13 protein-coding genes are annotated in these 15,877 nt (G+C 58.0%); 2 read left to right on the top strand and 11 right to left on the bottom strand.

Going from position 1 to position 15,877, the window contains the following annotated elements:
- Window positions 1–159: 159 nt before the first annotated feature.
- The 7 genes from KIF87_RS18685 to queA all read right to left on the bottom strand — a co-directional run bounded on the left by KIF87_RS18685 (window position 160) and on the right by queA (window position 6,827).
- Window positions 160–840 carry a helix-turn-helix transcriptional regulator gene (locus KIF87_RS18685; protein WP_039263922.1) on the bottom strand — a complete coding sequence of 227 codons (681 nt, stop codon included), beginning with the start codon at window positions 838–840 and terminating at the stop codon, window positions 160–162.
- Window positions 841–854: 14 nt separating this feature from the next.
- Window positions 855–1,220, bottom strand: a complete 366-nt coding sequence (locus KIF87_RS18680; RefSeq protein ID WP_033144761.1) for a VOC family protein — start codon at window positions 1,218–1,220, stop codon at window positions 855–857.
- Between the two features lie 143 nt (window positions 1,221–1,363).
- On the bottom strand, window positions 1,364–2,335 hold the full coding sequence (secF, locus tag KIF87_RS18675) for a protein translocase subunit SecF (protein ID WP_213330065.1): 972 nt from the start codon (window positions 2,333–2,335) through the stop codon (window positions 1,364–1,366).
- Window positions 2,336–2,345: 10 nt separating this feature from the next.
- Window positions 2,346–4,193 (bottom strand): protein translocase subunit SecD, encoded by a 1,848-nt coding sequence (gene secD / locus KIF87_RS18670; protein WP_072250572.1) that lies wholly within the window; start codon window positions 4,191–4,193, stop codon window positions 2,346–2,348.
- A gap of 27 nt (window positions 4,194–4,220) precedes the next feature.
- On the bottom strand, window positions 4,221–4,553 hold the full coding sequence (yajC, locus tag KIF87_RS18665; protein WP_042320789.1) for a preprotein translocase subunit YajC: 333 nt from the start codon (window positions 4,551–4,553) through the stop codon (window positions 4,221–4,223).
- Between the two features lie 22 nt (window positions 4,554–4,575).
- On the bottom strand, window positions 4,576–5,703 hold the full coding sequence (gene tgt, locus KIF87_RS18660; protein ID WP_003859110.1) for a tRNA guanosine(34) transglycosylase Tgt: 1,128 nt from the start codon (window positions 5,701–5,703) through the stop codon (window positions 4,576–4,578).
- A 53-nt stretch (window positions 5,704–5,756) separates the two neighbouring features.
- The gene (queA, locus tag KIF87_RS18655) at window positions 5,757–6,827 is read right to left on the bottom strand and encodes a tRNA preQ1(34) S-adenosylmethionine ribosyltransferase-isomerase QueA (protein WP_032646148.1); all 1,071 of its coding nucleotides are present in this window, start codon (window positions 6,825–6,827) and stop codon (window positions 5,757–5,759) included.
- Between the two features lie 92 nt (window positions 6,828–6,919).
- Here queA and acpH point away from each other — a divergent pair, with 92 nt between their 5' ends.
- Together acpH and KIF87_RS18645 are read left to right on the top strand one after the other, a co-directional pair.
- Entirely contained in the window at window positions 6,920–7,501 is a 582-nt protein-coding gene (gene acpH, locus KIF87_RS18650; protein WP_213330063.1) for an ACP phosphodiesterase, read from the top strand.
- Window positions 7,502–7,752: 251 nt separating this feature from the next.
- Window positions 7,753–8,355: a peroxiredoxin gene (locus KIF87_RS18645; RefSeq protein ID WP_014168840.1), complete on the top strand. Its 603-nt coding sequence runs from the start codon at window positions 7,753–7,755 to the stop codon at window positions 8,353–8,355.
- Between the two features lie 43 nt (window positions 8,356–8,398).
- On the opposite strand, the gene KIF87_RS18640 is transcribed toward KIF87_RS18645, so the two are convergent.
- The 4 genes from KIF87_RS18640 to proY all read right to left on the bottom strand — a co-directional run bounded on the left by KIF87_RS18640 (window position 8,399) and on the right by proY (window position 15,837).
- On the bottom strand, window positions 8,399–9,784 hold the full coding sequence (locus tag KIF87_RS18640; RefSeq protein WP_213330061.1) for a DUF3999 domain-containing protein: 1,386 nt from the start codon (window positions 9,782–9,784) through the stop codon (window positions 8,399–8,401).
- Window positions 9,781–12,396, bottom strand: a complete 2,616-nt coding sequence (locus KIF87_RS18635) for a DUF2339 domain-containing protein (RefSeq protein WP_213330058.1) — start codon at window positions 12,394–12,396, stop codon at window positions 9,781–9,783. The genes KIF87_RS18640 and KIF87_RS18635 overlap by 4 nt, the downstream gene beginning before the upstream one ends.
- 88 nt (window positions 12,397–12,484) lie before the next feature.
- A complete protein-coding gene (malZ, locus tag KIF87_RS18630; protein WP_213330057.1) occupies window positions 12,485–14,302 on the bottom strand; it encodes a maltodextrin glucosidase in 1,818 nt (605 codons plus the stop codon).
- 161 nt (window positions 14,303–14,463) lie between these two features.
- Complete coding sequence (gene proY / locus KIF87_RS18625; RefSeq protein WP_213330055.1) at window positions 14,464–15,837, bottom strand: proline-specific permease ProY; 1,374 nt, start codon at window positions 15,835–15,837, stop codon at window positions 14,464–14,466.
- Window positions 15,838–15,877: the final 40 nt, after the last annotated feature.

Raw genomic sequence — 15,877 nt, 5'->3', positions numbered from 1 at the left:
ACTATGACCGAAAAACCCAGAGTGTGCTCCGGATAGACTAAAAAGTGTTACCTATGTTCCCGGTCTGATCTGTCACCTATGTATCCGGTCATACACTACGCTTACCGGGCCTACGATCCGAATGTAGGCCGGGTAAGGCGTAGCCGCCACCCGGCTTTTTTACTGCTTAACCTTTCGCAAAAAATCTGCCAGAGACCTGTCCGCACTCTCGCTAAACCGCCTCTCCGTCTGCACAATATTGAGGCATCGGTCGAGCCGGAAACAGCGATAGTCATCGCGCCGTTCGCACCAGGCCGCCAGCAGCCAGCGCTCCCCCCAGAAGAACAAGCCCAGCGGCTGAACCTCGCGCTTTGAGAGCTGCCCGGCTTCATCACGGTAATGCAGCGCCAGCACGCGCTGGGCGGAAATCGCCTGATGGATCCTGTCAAAATCGCTGCGGGAGTGGCTTTGCATGCAAAAATCCGGGGCGTAGATCCGCGTCTGCTCCGCCTTCCGACGACTCTCCTCGGGCAGGATAGCCAGCACCTTCTCCTGAGCCGACTCCAGCTCGCGCGACAGCGATTCCCCTCCCCAGGTTTTGAGCAGGCGAATCGCGACGATCAGCGCCTCTGACTCCTTATTTGTCAGCATCAGCGGCGGCAGGTCAAAACCCGACATTAGCCGATATCCGCTCCCCGCCTCACCTTCCACCGGCACGCCGGAAAGCGACAGGTCGCGGATATCGCGGTAGACCGTGCGCTCGGATACGCCAAGCCGGTCCGCCAGATGCGCTGCCGTTGTCAGACGCCTGCCCCGCAGGATCTGCACAATCTGAAACAAACGGTCAGCGCGTCGGGTCATATCTTATTCCGCTCTCAGGCAGGTTGATGGAGGCCGACGCGGTTACCCTCGCTGTCGGTAAACAATGCGATCGTGCCAATGCCATGCGGCAATTCCAGCGGGCCAAACACGCACTCGCCGCCGGCAGAGGCGATGCGATCGAGCGTGGCCGCCAGATTGTCAGTATGCAGGTAAATAATAGCGCCCTGCAAAGACGGTGTAACGCCGTCAAATTTTGCCAGCGCCCCGCCGGTATACGGATCCTCATGCGGGAAAACGGCCAGCTCCGCGCAGTCCATTTTCTCGCGACGCAGCGCGAGCTGCATCACTGGCTCATAAAATTTGATGGCGCGATCCATATCCGCGACCGGAATTTCAAACCAGTTAATGACGCTTTTCATACATCCTCCTGACTGTTGTTTGGGTTCAGAAGGAGTCTACGACAGGGCTCCTGACAGCATACTGTCAGGAGTGTTTGTCAGGAGCAGATAAAAAAAAATCCCGGTCAACCGACCGGGATTTTGATAACGCGCTAAACGTCGTCTTACGGCAGAATGGACGGCTGATCCGCCCCTTCTTTCTCGACTTTCTGCTGGAGCAGGTGCTCGCGCTTCATGCCGAGTTTCAGTGCCAGTGCGGACGCGACGTAGATAGAAGACGCCGTACCGATGGTGACACCAATCAGCATGGTCAGCGAGAAGCCTTCCAGTACCGGGCCACCGAAGAGATAGAGCATCAGGATAACCATTAAGGTCGTTCCGGATGTGATCAAGGTACGGTGCAGCGTCTGGGTCAACGACACGTTAAAGATTTCGTACGGCGTACCGCGACGGATCTTACGGAAGTTTTCACGAATACGGTCAGATACCACGATACTGTCGTTCAGAGAGTAACCGATAACGGACATCAGGGATGCCACAATCGTCAGGTCAATCTCAATGTGGAACAGCGACAGTACGCCCATAGTGATCACCACGTCGTGCGCAAGAGCGATAACCACACCTGCCGCCAGGCGCCACTCGAAGCGGAAACCGACGTACACCAGGATGGAGATCAGCGCCACCATCAGCGCCATCGCACCGGTTTGCGCCAGATCCGCGCCCACACTCGGGCCAACGAACTCAATACGCTTCACCGCCGCATTCTGGCTGGTCGATTCATTGATGACGTTCAGAACCTTGCTACCCAGCTCCTGGCTGCCGTTGGCATCGTGTACCGGCGGCATACGCACCATGATATCGCGACTGCTGCCGAAGTTTTGCAGCAGCGGCTCTTCAAAGCCCGCTTTCTGCAGCGATTCGCGCATCTGGTCCATATCGATCGGTTTTTCCAGGGAGATTTCAATTACCGTACCACCGGTAAAATCGAGACCCCAGTTAAAGCCTTTCACGCCCATAATGACGATGGACAGAATCAGCAGAAAACCTGAAATGCCAAAGGCCCAGTAGTCCCAGCGCATAAAGTCCCAGACTTTACGGCCGTGGTTTAATTGTTCAACAGTATATTCCTGTGCCACAACGCACTCCTCAGATAGACAGCTTTTTGACGCGCTTGCCGCCGTACAGCAGGTTCACGATGGCACGGGTGCCGACAATAGCGGTAAACATCGACGTTGCAACACCGATACCGGTTGTAATCGCAAAGCCTTTGATCGCGCCAGTACCCACTGCATACAGGATAAGAACCTTAATCAGTGTTGTTACGTTCGCATCGAAGATGGAGCTGAACGCCCCTTTGTAGCCTTCTTCAATCGCCTGTTGCACAGAGCGACCGTTGCTCAACTCTTCTTTGATACGTTCGTTTATCAGTACGTTGGCGTCGACCGCCACCGCAAGGGTCAGAACGATACCCGCAATCCCCGGCATGGTCAGCGTCGCGCCCGGCAGCAGGGACATGATGCCGATGATCAGCACCAGGTTAGCCAGCAGAGCGGACGTCGCAATCAGACCAAACTTCTTATAGAAGAAGATCATGAAGAGGATGGAGACAACCAGACCGGCCAGACACGCTTCCAGACCCTGCTGGATGTTTTGCATACCCAGAGTAGGACCAATGGTACGTTCTTCAACAATCTGAATTGGCGCAATCAGCGCACCGGCACGCAGCAGCAGAGAGAGCTGACGCGCTTCGTTCGGGTTGTTAATACCGGTAATACGGAAGCTGTTACCCAGACGAGACTGGATATTGGCGATGTTAATCACCTCTTCCTCTTTCACCAGTACCGCACGACCGTTTGCATCTTTCTTACCGCTGTCTTTGTACTCCACGAACAGGGTTGCCATCGGTTTGCCGATGTTGTCCTTGGTGAAGTTGGACATGATGTTACCACCCGCGCTATCGAGCGAGATGTTAACCTGCGGCTGGTTGTATTCGTCCTGGCTGGAAGTGGAGTCGGTGATATGGTCACCGGTCAGGATCACGCGTTTGTACAGCACAACCGGCTGACCTTCGCGGGTCTGTTTCACTTCGGAATCACCCGGAATACGGCCAGCGGCAGCAGCGGACTGATCGACATTAGAGTTAACCAGACGGAATTCCAGAGTCGCGGTTGCACCCAGAATCTCTTTCGCACGCGCAGTGTCCTGGATACCCGGCAGTTCAACCACGATACGGTCAGCACCCTGACGCTGTACCAGCGGCTCAGCCACGCCCAGCTGGTTTACACGGTTACGCAGAATGTTGATGTTCTGCTGAACGGCGTATTCACGCGCTTCGCTCAGACGTGCATCCGTCATTACCGCACGCAGCTGGTTGCTGCCCTGAGAGGTAATCACCAGATCGCGGTGACGCTGAGACAGGTAAGTTACAGCCTGATCGCGTGCCGCGCTGTCGCGGAACGTGATGCTCAAGCCGTAGTTATCTTCTTTACGCACGGTGGTATAGGCGATGCCTTTCTCACGCAGATCGCTGCGCAGGCTGTCGATATTCTGTTCCTGCAGCTTGCCAAGCGCGGTATCCATATCCACTTCCATCAGGAAGTGAACGCCGCCACGCAGGTCAAGACCCAGTTTCATTGGCTCTGCATTCAGAGCAGCCAGCCAACGCGGAGTTGCAGGAGCAAGGTTAAGCGCCACGACGTATTTATCACCCAGCACGCCCATCAGCGCTTCGCGAGCGCGGAGCTGCGTGTCGGTGGTGTCGAAGCGAGCAAGAATAGCGCCCTCTTCCAGTGCCACAGACTTAGCGGTAATTTTTTCTTCTTGTAACGTTTTCTGGACCTGGATCAGCGTTTGCTCACTGGCGGCGACACCGCGCGCGCCAGTGATTTGAACGGCCGGATCCTCACCATACAGGTTGGGAAGCGCGTACAGCAGGCCGACGATAATCACGACGACCAGCATGATGTACTTCCACAAAGGATAACGGTTTAACACGGCAGTTCCCTTTGGGAAAAGTTGGGATTACAGCGCCTTCATGGTGCCTTTCGGCAGAACGGCAGCTACGAAGTCACGTTTGATAACCACTTCAGTGGTGTCATTCAGGGCGATAGCAATGTAGCCGCTTTCCGCTACTTTGGTCACGCGACCCACCAGGCCACCGTTGGTCAGCACTTCATCGCCTTTCGCGATAGAGTTCATCAGGTTTTTGTGCTCTTTGGTGCGCTTCTGCTGTGGACGCAGGATCATGAAGTAGAAGATCAGACCGAACACAACCAGCATCAGAATCAGAGACATCGGGCTGCCCTGAGAAGGCGCGCCAGTTGCTGCTACCGCATCAGAAATAAAAAAGCTCATTCAAATTCCCTCATTATTAAAATTAATCAACGTTCAAAGGTGGGACATCCCGGCCCTGACGTTGGTAGAAATCGGTCACGAAGCTCTCTAATTTACCCTCTTCGATAGCCTTACGTAAACCAGCCATTAAGCGCTGATAATAACGAAGATTATGAATGGTATTGAGACGCGCGCCCAAAATCTCGTTGCAACGATCGAGATGATGCAGATACGCGCGAGAATAATTGCGACAGGTATAGCAATCGCACTCGGAATCGAGCGGGCTGGTGTCACTCTTATGCTTCGCGTTACGGATTTTCACCACGCCATCGGTAACGAACAAATGGCCGTTACGCGCGTTGCGGGTTGGCATGACGCAGTCGAACATATCAATGCCGCGGCGTACGCCTTCAACCAGATCTTCTGGTTTACCCACGCCCATCAGGTATCGTGGTTTATCCGCCGGGATTTGCGGGCAGACATGCTCCAGAATGCGGTGCATGTCTTCCTTCGGCTCACCCACAGCCAAACCGCCGACAGCGTAGCCATCAAAACCTATCTCTACCAGACCTTTAACAGAGATATCGCGTAAATCTTCGTAAACGCTGCCCTGGATAATGCCGAACAGCGCATTTTTGTTCTGCAGGGAGTCAAAACGGTCACGGCTACGCTTCGCCCAGCGCAGGGACATCTCCATGGAGCGTTTTGCGTAGTCCCAGTCCGCCGGGTACGGCGTACATTCGTCGAAGATCATCACGATGTCAGAGCCGAGGTCGTACTGGATCTCCATCGATTTTTCGGGATCGAGAAAAATCGGATCGCCGTTGATCGGGTTACGGAAGTGTACGCCCTGCTCGGTGATCTTGCGGATATCGCCCAGGCTGAAGACCTGGAAGCCGCCGGAATCGGTCAGGATGGGGCCTTTCCACTGCATGAAATCGTGCAGGTCGCCGTGGAGCTTCATGATCTCCTGGCCCGGACGCAGCCACAGGTGGAAGGTGTTGCCGAGGATAATCTGTGCGCCAGTGGCTTCTACTTCTTCCGGCGTCATCCCTTTTACGGTGCCGTACGTGCCCACAGGCATAAACGCGGGGGTTTCCACCACGCCGCGATCAAACACCAGGCGACCGCGACGCGCGCGGCCATCGGTGGTATCGAGTTCAAATTTCATTTTTTCTCCGACGTCAGAAAAACAGTCCAACGTTGTAAAACGGTGCCGCGGACTTATTCCCCGACACGCTCATTCAAAGCCAGCGGATTGTACGTGATAAACATCGCGTCCCCGTAGCTAAAAAAGCGATATTTTTGTTCTACCGCAGACTTGTAGGCGTTCATCGTATGCTGATAACCGGCAAACGCGGAAACCAGCATAATCAGCGTGGATTCAGGCAGATGGAAGTTGGTCACCAGCGCGTCAATCACTTTGTACTGATAGCCCGGGTAAATAAAGATCTGCGTATCGCCAAAGAACGGCTCGATAAGATCGTTTTTCGCCGCCTGCGCGGCGCTCTCGAGTGAGCGCACGGACGTCGTACCGACCGCCACGACGCGGCTACCGCGCGCTTTCGCCGCCAGCACCGCGTCCACCACATCCTGAGGCACTTCGGCATACTCAGAGTGCATGATGTGATCTTCAATGCTGTCCACGCGCACCGGCTGGAAGGTCCCCGCGCCGACGTGCAGCGTCACGAACGCCATCTCCACGCCCTTCGCACGCAGTTTCTCCAGCAGCGGCTCATCAAAATGCAGGCCCGCGGTCGGCGCAGCGACGGCACCCGGCTTCTGGCTGTAGACGGTCTGATACAGCTCGCGGTCGGCCTCTTCGTCCGGGCGCTCAATATACGGCGGCAGCGGCATGTGGCCGATGGCGTTCAGGATATCGAGCACCGTGCGCTCGTCGTCGAACGCCACCTCAAACAGCGCATCGTGGCGCGCGGTCATGGTCGCTTTGATGCTCTCGTCATCGCCCAGCAGCAGCTCAGCGCCCGGCTTCGGCGCCTTAGAAGCGCGAATATGTGCCAGAATACGTTTATCATCGAGCATACGTTCGACCAGCACTTCAATCTTGCCGCCGCTGGCTTTACGGCCAAACAGGCGCGCCGGGATCACGCGGGTATTGTTAAAGACCAGCAGATCGCCAGGGTTGAGCTTGTCGAGCAAATCGGTGAAAGTACCGTGCGTCAGCTCGCCCGTTGGCCCATCCAGTGACAGTAAGCGACAGCTGCTGCGCTCAGGCATGGGATAGTGAGCAATCAGGGATTCAGGTAGTTCAAAGGAGAAATCGGCGACGCGCATGACGTATACTCGTGACTTAAAAACAGGCGGCATAGTCTAGTGCTCACACCCTTTTGCTGCAACAACTAGCCGCCCCCGGACAAATAAAACGCATGAATTTTCTCGCTCACCTGCATCTCGCTCACCTCGCTGACAGCTCCCTGTCCGGCAATTTGCTGGCCGATTTCGTACGCGGCAACCCCGCTGAGGACTATTCCCCTGAGGTTGTCGACGGCATTTTCATGCACCGCCGCATCGACGTGCTGACTGATAAGCTGCCGGAAGTGACGGAAGCCAAAGCGTGGTTTCGCCCTGAAACGCGCCGCGTTGCGCCGATCACGCTCGACGTGATGTGGGACCACTTTCTGTCGCGCCACTGGGAACAGCTGTCGCCGGAGATGCCCTTGCCGGATTTTGTGCGCTATGCCCGCCAGCAGGTGTCGATCATTCTGCCCGACTCGCCGCCGCGCTTTGTGAATCTGAATAACTACCTGTGGTCGGAACGCTGGCTGGAGCGCTATCGCGAGATGGATTTCATCCAGAACGTGCTGAACGGGATGGCGAGCCGTCGCCCGCGCCTGGATGCGCTGCGCGACTCCTGGTATGACCTGGATGAACATTACGATGCGCTGGAAGCGCGTTTCTGGCAATTCTATCCACGCATGATGGTGCAGGCGAAAAACAAACAGCTGTAAATACACTTCATCCTTCAAGCTGCCTTTGCGTTGGCTACGTCTGCTCACCCCAGTCACTTACTTCAGTAAGCTCCCGGGGATTCCCAGACTTGCCGCCTTGATGCAACTTGAATGATTTTGTGTATAAAAATGACATTGATAGGTAAAAGCTGGCGGAACGATTGTCACCACCTCTTTGTCTTATCCAAGAACACTCTCTATACTGGCTCGCGTTGCGTTCCAAATAACCTTAGTATCTACAGGAGAATCATATGGTTCTGGTAACTCGTCCGGCTCCGGATTTTACAGCTGCAGCAGTTCTGGGCAACGGTGAAATCGTTGAAAACTTCAACTTCAAACAGCACACCAACGGTAAAGCGACCGTTCTGTTCTTCTGGCCAATGGACTTCACTTTCGTTTGCCCGTCTGAGCTGATCGCATTCGACAAACGTTATGAAGAATTCCAGAAGCGTGGCGTGGAAGTTGTTGGCGTCTCCTTCGACTCTGAATTTGTACACAACGCATGGCGTAACACCCCTGTCGACAAAGGCGGCATCGGTGCGGTGAAATACGCAATGGTTGCGGACATCAAACGCGAAATCCAGCAGGCTTACGGTATCGAACATCCGGACGCTGGCGTTGCGCTGCGTGGTTCCTTCCTGATCGACGCAAACGGCATCGTTCGTCACCAGGTTGTGAACGATCTGCCGCTGGGTCGTAACATCGACGAAATGCTGCGCATGGTTGACGCGCTGCAGTTCCACGAAGAGCACGGCGAAGTGTGCCCGGCTCAGTGGGAAAAAGGTAAAGAAGGCATGAACGCGTCTCCAGACGGCGTGGCTAAATACCTGTCTGAGAACGTATCCAGCCTGTAATCGGCACGGTTTACGAAAAAGGCCCGCTTATGCGGGCCTTTTTTTATGCCTTACGCTGCGTCTCTCGCCAGATGCGCCAGGCCATGCCCGCCAGCAGAATCACGCCCGCAATCAGCACGCCCCATACCAGCAGCGTGTTCATCCTGCTCTCCCGCTCGGCCGCAGAGGTAGCGGTCAGACGCCCCTCGCCGCCTAATGCGACATCAGCCTGAATGTCGGCCTGCGGCAGGTTCGCCATATCATAGGTCTTGCGCAGGTCGGCCGGGATCAGCATACCGGGCTCCACGCTGGCAGGCTTTGCGGCGCCGTTACCCCAGGCGAGCACGTACGGCGCCTTCCCCTGCGCGTTGAACACCAGATCGTAGCGGTCGCGATGTCCCGTGACGCTCGGCAGATATTCTGGCAGACGCGCATTCAGCGTCGTGATTTTCACGGCCTGCACCAGGCCCCCGTTAAGCAAAACCGGTGGCGACGTTTTTCCCTCAAGACGGTAAAGAACCTCTTTCTTCAGGGGGTGCCATGCGTCTTTTTCCGTACTCCGCCACGCTATCTCCACGGGAAGGACGCCATCGCCATTTAGCGAGATGCTGACAGCACTCAGCGGCTGCGGGCGCGCCCAGTGCCACTGCGCTTCGCTTGTCGATAGCTGCTCCCCTTCTCCCTCAAGATCGACCGCTTCCGGGGCCGCCTGGGCAGGTGCGCTGATTGCGTTTACGCCGGTCAAGGTTATCCCCTGGCTCTGCGCGTTCAGCACCACCATGAGAAAGCGATTCGCATCGGGAGATAAAACCGTATCGGTATCGATCCGATCGAGCTTAAGACGATCCTGGCCGCTGACGACGTCCAGCAAGGGCATATCCTCGCGCAGGGTATACCAGCGCTTAAGATCCTCGCTGTAATAGACCGACGCCGTTCCCTGCCACGGCGTCTGAGGGGCATTCCAGAGCAGCTGCAGCTGGGATATGGCGATCTCTCCCGTCGCCTGCTCCGGCAGGGTCAGCAGATAATGTTGCCCGGCTGCGGCGGCTTTTTGCCCCTCCAGCACAATCTCAACGCCGTTTCGGGAACGAAGCAGGATCTTATCGCTGTCACCGGATCCTTGCGAAGCCGCAAGCGGCGAGGCGTCCAGTGGGAAAAGGCGGAGCGCGGTGGATTGCGCTGGCGCCTGCGGACGCGTCGCGCTGACCAGGCTGAAGGGAACCGGCTCGCCCGACTGGTTAAAGACGCGGACATCATGCAGATCCGGAGACGTGCTTTGCTCATAGACGGCGAGCGGCAGCATCACCCGATACCACTGGGAAGGAACAGACGTATCGAGTGAAAGACCAAAAGCATAGTCCCGGGGCGATTCCGTTTGTCCCTCGTCGCAAAACGCCGGGCCGGAAAGCGCCAGCAGCGCGGTACAGGCTACCGCTTTCATCCATTTCATTTTTCATCTCCTGTTTTGGGCGGTAGCGGTGAGAAATACCCCACGATCAGAACCAGTATCGCCACGCCGATAAATGCCACCGCGCGCGACAAACCGCCTCCGCCCGCGCTGTCCACCAGCATCAGTTTAACCATCACCACGCCCAGCAGCGCGGCACCGCAGAGCCACTCCTGCCGGGAAGCCCGACGGGTGGCATGGATCATGACCACCAGCGCGCTCAGCATCCAGAACAGGGCAAAACTGGTCTGGATAAGCCGCGAATCCCACAGCGATGCCATATTCCAGGCCACGTCGCCGTACCAGGCCAGGGTGCGCATCAGCGCGCCGTTCAGCCACCAGAAGCCAAACGCCATAATCGCGACGGCAGGCCACGGTCGGGCCTGCGAGAGCCACGCCTGGTAGTAGCGATCCACAGCCCGATAAAAGACCACCAGCCCCAGCAGCGCGAACGCCGCGCCTTCCTCAAGCGGGTTTACCAGCGGCAGCCAGGTCTGACAATAGACCACGCCGTCCTGGAAATTGGTCACCACCAGCAATACCAGCAGCGCCGCGACCACGGGGATCGGTGCCAGGCAGGCGTAGAGCGCAGGCCACTCCCGGAACGGCCACCCGCGACGCCGTACGGCCGCAGATAGCCCCATAATTACCCCGCCGCCTGCTGCCATCGCTAAACCGCTGCCCCAGGCCGCCATGCCCCACGGCAACGACCGGGCAAACCAGTAGAGCTCAGCGGCCAGCGCCAGCAAAATCATCCAGAACAGCGACAAATGCAGCCCCATCGCGATGCGCGGCAGGAGTCTTTCACCGTCGCGCCGCAACAGCATCAGCGCGGCAGGAAGCGCAACGCACCAGGCCAGATTTGACCACCCGGCGGCAACGATCTGCTGGTGCCAGAGCTGATACCCCACCATCAGCAGCATAACCGGCCACAGCAGCCATTTGCTGGCATCCAGCTCCCGCCACGCCAGACGAGCAGCCACCTGCCGCCAGCCCCAGACTGATGCCGCCGTCAGCGCCAGCACGCCCGCCAGAATGGGTAATTCCTTCGTCAGCACCAGCCGCGACGCGCCCAATAGCGCCACGAGCCAGAACAGCAGCCCGCCTGCCAGCAGCGCCCAACTGACCGGCAGAAAGAGAGTCCGCCACAGCCGGGCCGCAGCCAGCCAGCAAAGGCTGAGGATGGTGAAGATCAGCAGCAGGCTCAGCGACGTAACGCCGTTCGTTTGCGCCCACAGCGCGCTGCCGAGCGCCAGCACCAGCAGCGCCGTCCCGCTATAGCTCATGCGACGCTGGTTCTGCTGCACGCCCAGCCAGAGGATACCCAGCCCTTCCAGCGCCCAGGCCATCGCCGTCCAGCGCGCCGACAGCGCCAGCGGAATGGCGAGGGTCGCGAACCCGCCGCCGATGGCCAGCGCGGCCAGGACCAGCGGTCTTCCGATGGAGGGATAGCGCCGCAGCGCAAGGAACGCGAGGGTAAGATAAAATGCGCCGTATCCCAGCGCGCTCAGGGCCGGGCCATATTCCCAGTGCCGGGTCATGCCGTACTGCATCCCGAAACCGATCAGCGGCGGAGCAAACAGCAGCACGCCGTCAATAATTTGCTTCCCTTTCTCCTGCGCCCGCAGCGACAGCGCCACGCTCAGGACGCCGAATATCAGCGTATTGGCAATCAGGAACAGCTGGCAGACCCCATAGTCTTCAGGCTGGTAGTCATTCAGCCCCCACAGGCCGCCCACGCCGAACGTAAACAGCAGCCCGAGCAGGTTCAGCTCGCGCCAGTGCTGCCAGATGCTGATAGCGAGAATGCCGATGGAAAGCAGGAGATAGAAAGAGAACAGCGCCACAAAGCTACCGCCCCCGGTAGACAAGAGCAGCGGCGCAAGATACCCACCGAGGCTCGCCAGCATGGCAAGGCTCAGCGCCTTCTGCAGCACCGCCAGCCCGACGCTTGCCGCGCATATCACCACCAGAAGCGCAAAGGCCAGCGTCATCGGCAGCATTTGCCAGAGCCGGAATGCGCCAAAGACGGTCAGATAGAGGATGCCTGTCGCCCCGCCCTGGAGGATCAGCGCATAGACACGCTGCCTGTGCCGCAGCCGCCACCCAATCGCCAGCAGAACGATGGCAAACAGCGCCGTTGCCACCAGGCGCAGCTCAAGCGGGAACAGGGAATGTTCAACGGTATAGCGCAGCAGGAATGAAAGACCGAGGAAGAGCAGCAGGATCCCAAGCTTCGCCAGCGGGTTACCCTGCATGAACCAGCGTACCAGCGACGTCAGTATGCCGCCAAAGGCAGAAGGCTGTTTTGCCGCAGGCGCCGGGGCCGGGGCGGGATCTGCCACGGCAGTGGGAGTATCGGGGCGCCAGGGATCGACAGGCGCGGGAGCGTGCTCAACCGCAGGCGCGGTCACAGCCACCGGCGCGGTGGCCTGCACCGGCTCCGGCGCGCTTTCAGGCACGCCGCGCTGCTCAAGCGCCTCAATGCGCTGGCGTAGCCGGGCGATCTCCTGTCGCGCCGCCGTACTTCGATTAAAGCCTATAACCGCAAGCACGGGTGCCACCACCAGCGCAAAAACCAGGAACAAACAGCCAAGGATGTAAAGCTCGTCCATGTTTCCACCTTCACCGTAAACGATCCGTTAAGATTGACACAAATAGTTGCATTTGCGCCATCTTAAAAGGTGGAAACATTAGCAGGTCTTAGCTGCCGGACCAGATCGTCGCGGATACCGCAGGCAGCGCCAGCACGCCGTCCTGTATCGTCGCCTTGCCCTCTTTATTCTTCCACATAGCCACCTTCAGCAGCGGTGAATCATCCAGCACCACTTCGCAGGCTTCGCCCCGGTTAATCGCCACCAGCACGCGCTGCTGGTTATAGACGCGAGCAAACACCACCACGTTATCGTGGGCGTACACCACCTGACAGCCGCCGTAGCGCAGGGCGAGACTCTGCTTACGCAGCTTCGCCAGCCGCTGATACAGGCTGAACAGCACCTTGTCCTGTTTCGCTGGCTCCCACGGGAAGGTTTTGCGGCAGAAAGGATCGTTGTTGCCGTCCAGCCCCACTTCGTCGCCGTAATAGATGCACGGCACGCCCGGCCAGGTGAAGAGCCAGGCCACCGCCAGCGGCAGACGCGCCACATCCTTGCCGAGCAGCGATTTAAAGCGGGCGGTATCGTGGCTATCGAGCTGGTTAAACATCCGCAGCTGCTGCTGATGAGACAGACCGGCGCGATAGTTCTCCATCCACGCCATGCAGGTTTCAGCGTCGATATGGTTCGGATCGTAGGAGATATCGGTGTTCGCGAGGAATCCCCACAGCGGGAAGGTAAAGCCGCGATAGTTCATCGCAGCATCTTCCGCATCGTTCTGCAGCCACTGGCGCGCGTCGCCAAAGTGCTCGCCAAAGACGAACGCCTCCGGCTGGGCCGCTTTCGCCGAGCGCGTAATCCCGGTGACGTGCTGAAGGTTATTCCGCGCCCCGCCCGTTTCACCGAGCATATGCACCACGTCCAGACGCCAGCCGTCCATATTCCACGGCGCCTTCAGCCAGTGTCGGACGATGCTGTCTTCGCCGCCGTAGATTTCATTCACAAGCGTTGGCGACTGGAAATCCAGCTTCGGCAGGCTCGCGTAGCCCAGCCAGTCCAGCGCGCGCCCCTCCTCGTTAAAGCTGTACCAGTCGCGCTGCGGCGAGTCCGGGTTATGACATGCCCCGCCCATCGACTGGTTATGGCGGTCAAACCAGGCGTGCGAATCGCCGCTGTGGTTGAACACGCCGTCCAGAATCAGGCGCATGCCTTCGTTTTGGGTGTTCTTGCGCAGGCGCAGCAGCGCCTCGTCACCGCCAAACTGCGCGTCAACGTGGCGATAATCTTCGGTATCGTATTTGTGCACGCTCGGGGCTTTAAACACCGGGTTGAGATACAGCGCCGTCACGCCGAGATTTTTCAGGTACGGCAGCTTTTCGCTGATGCCGTCGAGATCGCCGCCGTAAAAGGTCGATCCCCCAGCCTGCGCCGTCACCGGGTCATCCCACGCTTTCATAATGACGTCGTGACCCGCCGCGTGGTGGTAATAAACCTTATCCTGCTGCGCGGTGCGCTTTTCGCTGCGCGCAAAACGGTCCGGGAAAATCTGGTAAAAGACCTGATCGTTAACCCACTGCGGGCCGTTATCCGGGTAATCGACCGCAAACTGCTCCAGGCGTGCGGGCGGGAAACGGCTAAACCCCTGCGGGGTAAACCACAGCTGGCGGTTATTCCACAGCAGTTTGAAGCTATAACGGCGACGCGGCTGCCCGCTGCTCAGGTCGATATTCGCCCGCCACGCCGTGATCCCCGGCTGCGGCTGGCTGCGCAGCTTGTGCATTTTCAGCCCGGTCTCTTCGTTATCTATTTCGGCGCGGAGCGTCACGCGTTCAGGCTGATTTTCCCCCGCCAGCCAGAGCGTAATCACAAGGTTGTCTTTGTTTTGCTTAACAAATGGGGCAACCGGAAGGTGCCAGGCATTTAACATCACGAATCCCCTTTGATGAAATTGACGTCACCTTGCCACAGGGTGGTTAAGGATAGCTCATCACGTTCGGGATTATTGGGGGAGGAGAAAGGAGGAGGAGGCATCAGTGCGGCCTGATGCCCTCACCCCAACCCTCTCCCACGGGAGAGGGAGAAAGAAGATTACTGTGCTTCCGCCAGCTGACGGTCGCGGCGGCATTTAAACGCCCAGCCCACCAGCAGCAGGATAATCCACGCGAAGCCCACGTACAGGGAAATGCGGGTATCCGGATGGTAGCCAATCAGGCCAATGATAAACACCAGGAAGATCAGCCCGACGACGGTCGTCGCAACGCCGCCCGGTACTTTGAACTTCAGCGCTTTCGCCTCTTCCGGCGACAGACGACGGCGGAAGGCAATCTGCGACAGCAGGATCATGATCCACACCCACACCGTCGCGAAGGTCGCCAGCGATGCAATCACCAGGAAGACGTTCTCCGGCATGATGTAGTTCAGGTAAACCGAAAACAGCAGCGCCACGGTCATGACCACTACCGTCACCCACGGCGTGCCGCGGCGTGAGGTTTTGGCGAACACCTTCGGCGCGCTGCCCTGCTCCGCCATGCCGTGGAGCATACGGCCCACGCCAAACACGTCACTGTTAATCGCGGAAAGCGACGCGGTCAGCACCACAAAGTTCAGAATGCTGGCCGCAAAGGCAATGCCCATATGCTGGAAGGTCAGAACAAACGGGCTACCGTTGGTACCCACCTGATTCCACGGGTAGATGGACATAATCACGAACAGCGTACCCACGTAGAACACCAGAATACGCATCGGCACCGAGTTGATGGCGCGCGGAATGGACTTCTCCGGATCTTTCGCTTCCCCGGCGGTAATACCGATAATCTCGATGCCGCCGTAGGCAAACATCACCATCTGCAGCGACATGACCATTCCGAGCCAGCCGTTGCTGAAGAAGCCCCCGTTGCTCCAGAGGTTATGGATGCCGGTCGGCTGACCGCCGTTACCGATACCCCAGATGATGATGCCGAAACCGGCGAGGATCATGATGATAATGGTCGCGACTTTAAAGAAGGAGAACCAGAACTCCAGCTCGCCAAACACCTTCACGCTCATCAGGTTGACGGCGCAGATGATCAGCACCACGCTCAGCACCCAAATCCAGTGCGGCACCGCCGGGAACCAGACGCCCATATAGATGCCAAACGCCGTCACGTCGGCAATCGCCACAATCAGGATTTCAAAGCAGTAGGTCCAGCCGGTGATAAACCCGGCCAGCGGGCCGAGGTTTTCCTGCGCGTAGCGGGAGAAGGAGCTGGCGGACGGGTTGTGAACCGACATTTCGCCGAGGGCGCGCATGATGATATACGCCGCCACGCCGCCGATGATGTACGCCAGCAGAACGCTGGGACCGGCCATTTTGATGGCATCTGCCGAGCCATAAAAAAGACCGGTGCCGATAGCAGAGCCCAGCGCCATAAAGCGGATGTGGCGCGTGCTCAATCCACGTTTAAGTTTGTTAGTGCTTTCCATTTAAATCTTGCCATTCAACACGAAAAAAACAAAAAACCAC

Origin of the sequence: Enterobacter sp. 120016 (genome assembly GCF_018383635.1) — a bacterium.
Lineage (GTDB): Bacteria > Pseudomonadota > Gammaproteobacteria > Enterobacterales > Enterobacteriaceae > Enterobacter > Enterobacter asburiae_D.
This window is presented reverse-complemented; position numbering and strand designations above follow the sequence as displayed.